A 4,758-nucleotide genomic window follows, 5' to 3' on the forward strand; every position below is an offset into this window, starting at 1 on the left:
CCGCCCACTGCCCCCCCCCGCCGGGCCTCCCGCCCCCCCCCCCGCCCCCCGTCCGGCACGGGCACGACGCGGCCCGCGGAGCCCATCGGCTCCGCGGGCCGTTTCCGCGTATGCGGCGAGCCGTCCGAGCAGGGCATCAGCTCCCCACGAGCGCCTTCACCCAGGAGGGACCGGTGAAATCCCTGGCAAGCGCGTCCATGACCACCTCGTCGCACACCTCACCGAGCCAGTATCCGGCCTCCCGGAGCGTCCCGGCCCTCCGGAATCCGGCCTTCTCGTACGCCCTGATACCGGGGACGTTGGGTGCCAGCACCTTGAGCCAGACCATGCGCAGATTGGTCACATGGAACCCGTAGTCGAGCGTGAGGCGGGTGGCCTCGGCACCGAGCCCCCGGCCGCGGGCTCCCCTGCCGATCATGATCACGAACTCGGCGGTGCGCACCGAGTCGTCGGGCAGCAGCGTGGTCACCCCCACGGGGACCGGTTCGCCGCCGGTCAGGTCGTAGACGGTGAACCGCAGGTTCGACCCCCGGAGCTGGTCGGCCATGCCCTCGGTGCGGGACTCCAGGGACACGGGCACCTGCCGGCCGTAACCCGTCATCAGGACGGGGTCCTGCTCCCACTGCCAGTACGTTTCGACCAGATCGGCGCGATACGGGCCGAGGGCACAGAGCTCGGAGCCGATCCAGAGGATTGGTTCAGGGTGGCTCAACGGGATCTCCGATCGTGAGGACGGGGGTGTAGGCGCCGGTGGACGACGGCTCGGCAACGGACGTCCCGTCGAGGGTGGTGATCCAGGCATGGAGGCGGACGGGGTCGGGCGCCACACCGTGGCACCAGACGACGGACCGGCGGCCGAGCGCGAGAAGGAGCACGGCGGCGGCCGATTCTTCCAGGCACGCGGTACGGGCCGGGGAGAACCATGCCGCGCGCCGCACGGCGTGGACCGCTGCTGCCGCCTGTGACGGCGTCGCGGCCTCGGACGTCGTGGACGCGGCGGTACCCAGAAGGCCGATGACGCGCCGCATCGCCGTGGCCCGTGTCCGGCGTGTCTGACGGCCAGGACGGTGGCCAAGGCAGCGGCAGCGGCCGGGTTCCACCTCCCCCGCGAGGCGGTGAGACCTGCGGCATGCTCGGCACTCCCCCAGCTCGCCCCTGGAGCCGTGCTCGGTCCCGGGACCAGAGGGAGCAGGCAACGCACACGACCGCTGTCGTAGTCGATGACGACCCGGAGGTGTCCGAAGTCGACGGTCCGGCGCATCACACCGCCCTTCCGTTGACCGGGGTCACCCATACGGGTTCGGGGGCGCTACCGACGGAACGCAGCCACGCTTCGACGGTCAACGCCTGCTCGGTCGTCGCGAGTGGCATCGGTACCCCCGCGGCGGCTTGACGGAGACGGTCCCGGAACCGGTCCGCGTCGATCAAGCCCATGGCGGCCAGCCGTCCATCGGCCATGCCGAGCAGCTCGGGCAGTGCCTCTCGCATTCCGCTGTAGTGGTCGGCCTCGAACGATCCCTTGGTCGTGCGGGATGCCAGGGCAGGGGGCAGGAGGTCGGCGAACGCCTTCGTCAGCATCGGTTTGTAGGCGTACAGCGGGGGTCTTGCGTCAAGTGGGGTTCTGAGCACCGTGTCCACAACAGCGGCGTCGAGAAAGGGGTTGTGGAGGTCGATTCCACAGCCGGCGGCCAACTCGACGTCTGCGACCGCGGTACGCGCCACCTCCCGGATCTCATCGACAAGGCTGCGGACGGAAGCGTCCAGACCGGTGAGGGGGTCCAGGTCGGCGCCACGTCCCGAGGCCGCCGCACGGACCAGCTCCGCTGCGTCGCGGGTGGCCCAAGCGGGCACCGTCGAGGCGGGGAACCAGCCGACATGCCCGGCGTTCTCCGGCCTCGGCGTACCCCGCTCCGGCTCGGAGACGAGAGCGGCCAGGGCCCGGCGACGGGTCGTGTCGCTCATACGGGCAGCGGCCCGCAGCAGCGGGGCCGGGGATACGCGGCGCAGCCGGGCCCAGCCCAGTGTCTCCCGGAGCACGCGACCGTAGCGGCGGTGACGGACGAGGTCCGCGAGATGAGCCGGGGGCAGGAAGAGAACGCTGTCTCCGCCGTCGCCGGTCAGATGGGAGCGGCTGCCGAGTTCGCGGTGCATCCAACGGAATTGGGCCAGGAGCCGGGTGTGAGTGAGCGTCGAGGGGGCGGGCTCGTCCGTCGCCGGCACCTCGGTGAGCCGCGTGTAGGGGCGGTGGTCCGTGCCGAGGGGCAGCAGATGGTGGCGGATACGGCCGGCGGAAGCGCCGACGGCGAGTCGGGCGTATCGGAGGTCGGCCCCGTCGAGGACCCCGCCGGGGTGGATCGTGACGGCATTGAGCGGAGCGGGCACGGAGCGAGAGGCGACGATCGCGAGCGTCGTGGAGTCCAGGCCGCCGGAGAGGTCACTGGAGAGGGCCGGATCGGCGTGTACCCGGAGTTGTACAGCGGCGGTCAGTACCGTCCGCAGGCGCGCGTGGGGCGCCGGCCCGACGAGTGGGGCGGGCCACCACGTCGTGGTGACCCGCAAGGCGCGGCCGTCGGCGGGGAGTTCCACACGGCTCCCGGGCTGGAGCTGTCTCACGCCGGTGAAGAACGACCGCCCGCCGGCCAGGACGGGCAGCGCGGGCGCAAGGACCGCACACGCCAGGCGCTCGGTGTCGACACCGGCTCCGGTCAGGGACCCCAGCATCCGAGGGGACGTCGACCAGGCCCATGTCCCATTCCAGGCGACGGCGTACAAGGGCATCGCGGCGGCGGGATCGGTGTGGATCACCAAGTGCTCGTCGTGCTCTTCCAGGACGGCGTAGGTGCCCGGCCACTGCCAGGTCACACAGTCCGGCACCCCTCCGGCAACGAGGTCCTGGATCTGCTCGTCGGTGGCACCGCACAAACCGACGACGGAGACACGGCGGCGGTGGCCCTCCGCGCTGCGCACGGGAGGCGCACCGCCGAACCGCCACGTCGCCGGGGAACGAGTGACGATGCCGGAGCCGAGCGGGTGGGGCAAGTCCGTGCGAGCCGTGCTGAATCCGCCGAGAGGCATGGATTCCTCCAAGGTCCGGAAACAGGGGCGCGGCCCCGGTCGACGGCCGGGACCGCGCCCCTCTCAACAGAGAGGGTCAGCTGTTGTACGCGCGGCGCTTGTCATCGCTACTGCCTCCGCCCTGGCCTTCGGTCAGCCGGGCGACGTCGCCGAGGTCGACAGCCACCGCCTCCTGGTCGACCTGTGCGGCACTCTCCTCGGTGCGGTTCTCGATCATCGGTGTTCCTCCGTAGGTGTGTTGGGCGTGCTCGGGCCCGGTGCCGGCGCGTTTCGCTGCGGGCTCGGCGGTGACCACCTTGTCGGGCGACGGCAGGGCGATCCACTGCCGCGTCCTATAGGGCCGTCCTATATTTCGGGGATGGAGCCGAATCCAGGCGTATGGGCACACCCCCACCTGCGGGCCGCGGCGACGGCCGAGGACTGGCCGACGCTGCTGAGGACGTGGCGGACGCTGACCGGCAGCAGCCAGAGCAGGCTGGGAGCGCTGATCGGTCTGGCTCAGCCGGATGTGTCCGCGATCGAGAACCGTCGCCGCTCGGTCACATCGGTCGAGGTGCGCCAGCGGATCGTCGGCGGTCTGGGGGTACCGCCGGAACTCCTGGTGGGCGGTGACGGGGAACTGCCGCTGCCTTCCCTCGTGTTGCCCGACGTGGTTTCCGAGGCGGACACGGAGCGGCTCGTCGGTGTGAAGAGGGGTGGTCTGCGTCTGGACGCAGCCTCGCTCGACACGATGGACGCCTTACTGGCGGCGCACCGCCGGGCGGAGGACACCGTGGGCTCCCGCACCGTCGCGCCTCTGGTGAGGGCCCAGTTCGAGGAGGTCGCGGCCCTGTACGACCAGGCCCGTGGGCCGCTCGCGGACCGCGTGGTGCGGCTGCTGGCCGAGTACGCCCAGTTCCTCGCTTGGATGGCACAGGACCAGGACAACGCCCCGGTGGCACTCGGGTGGTTCGACCGCTCCTACGACTGGGCCCTGGAATCCGGCCACGGCGACATGGCGGCCACCACGATGAGCATGAAAGCCCACCTCGCGTGGTCGAACGGCAATGGACGGCGGTGTGTCAGGCTCGCCGAGTCGGCGGCGTCGACCACGGGAGTCAGCGAGGCGACCCGCGCCATGGCGGTGCAGATGGCCGGACGCGGCCACGCACTCGCGGAAGAGCCCGGCGAGGCGTACCGGAAGCTGGACGAGGCACAACGGATCATCGCGGACGCCGCCGACGCACCGCCGTGGCTGTACTTCTACGGCGAGAGCTGGTTCGCCGCGCAGCGCGGCATGGCCGATCTGCATCTGCGCAACTGGGCCGGTGCGGCGGACCACCTCATCGTGGGCCTCGACGGATTCGCCCCGGCCTTCCGCCGGGACCGCGCCTGGTACGGGTCCTGTCTGGCCCACGCCTACGCGGGTTCTGGCGAGACGGAAGCCTCCCTGGCAACCGCCCTGGCCGCGCTGCCGGACGCGGCCGACGTGGGACGCCCCCACGCCTGGCGAGAGCTTCACAAGGTGGCCGGGATGCTGCTGCGCAGACGGGCTCCGGAAGGGCGGGTCCTGTACGAGGCGCTGGCCGCGCTCGACTGACCGTCGGCGGCCCCCGGAAGGGGCGGCGGCCGCACCCGTACGCGCCCGCCCCCCGTCCGGCACGGGCACGAAGCGGCCCGCGGAGCCCATCGGCTCCGCGGGCC

At 71.9% G+C, this 4,758-nt stretch carries 5 protein-coding genes; 1 reads left to right on the forward strand and 4 read right to left on the reverse strand.

Going from position 1 to position 4,758, the window contains the following annotated elements:
* Positions 1-136: 136 nt before the first annotated feature.
* The 4 genes from ABZ457_RS30425 to ABZ457_RS30440 all read right to left on the reverse strand — a co-directional run bounded on the left by ABZ457_RS30425 (position 137) and on the right by ABZ457_RS30440 (position 3,292).
* Positions 137-712 carry a GNAT family protein gene (locus ABZ457_RS30425; protein WP_359164256.1) on the reverse strand — a complete coding sequence of 192 codons (576 nt, stop codon included), beginning with the start codon at positions 710-712 and terminating at the stop codon, positions 137-139.
* Positions 699-1,028 (reverse strand): lasso peptide biosynthesis B2 protein, encoded by a 330-nt coding sequence (locus ABZ457_RS30430; RefSeq protein WP_359164259.1) that lies wholly within the window; start codon positions 1,026-1,028, stop codon positions 699-701. The genes ABZ457_RS30425 and ABZ457_RS30430 overlap by 14 nt, the downstream gene beginning before the upstream one ends.
* Positions 1,029-1,260: 232 nt before the next feature.
* Positions 1,261-3,075, reverse strand: a complete 1,815-nt coding sequence (locus tag ABZ457_RS30435) for an albusnodin/ikarugamycin family macrolactam cyclase (protein ID WP_359164262.1) — start codon at positions 3,073-3,075, stop codon at positions 1,261-1,263.
* Positions 3,076-3,151: 76 nt separating this feature from the next.
* Positions 3,152-3,292, reverse strand: coding sequence for an albusnodin family lasso peptide (locus tag ABZ457_RS30440; RefSeq protein ID WP_359164265.1), 141 nt, complete (start codon positions 3,290-3,292; stop codon positions 3,152-3,154).
* 141 nt (positions 3,293-3,433) lie between these two features.
* Here ABZ457_RS30440 and ABZ457_RS30445 point away from each other — a divergent pair, with 141 nt between their 5' ends.
* A complete protein-coding gene (locus ABZ457_RS30445; protein WP_359164268.1) occupies positions 3,434-4,654 on the forward strand; it encodes a helix-turn-helix domain-containing protein in 1,221 nt (406 codons plus the stop codon).
* Positions 4,655-4,758 lie beyond the last annotated feature (104 nt).

Source organism: Streptomyces sp. NPDC005805 (assembly GCF_040630445.1).
GTDB lineage: Bacteria > Actinomycetota > Actinomycetes > Streptomycetales > Streptomycetaceae > Streptomyces.

Excerpts from the sequence above, each read along its gene's own strand:
- ABZ457_RS30445 (WP_359164268.1), top strand. The coding sequence starts at position 3,434 with ATGGAGCCGAATCCAGGCGTATGGGCACACCCCCACCTGCGGGCCGCG.
- ABZ457_RS30440 (WP_359164265.1), bottom strand. The coding sequence starts at position 3,292 with ATGATCGAGAACCGCACCGAGGAGAGTGCCGCACAGGTCGACCAGGAG.
- ABZ457_RS30435 (WP_359164262.1), bottom strand. The coding sequence starts at position 3,075 with ATGCCTCTCGGCGGATTCAGCACGGCTCGCACGGACTTGCCCCACCCG.
- ABZ457_RS30430 (WP_359164259.1), bottom strand. The coding sequence starts at position 1,028 with ATGCGGCGCGTCATCGGCCTTCTGGGTACCGCCGCGTCCACGACGTCC.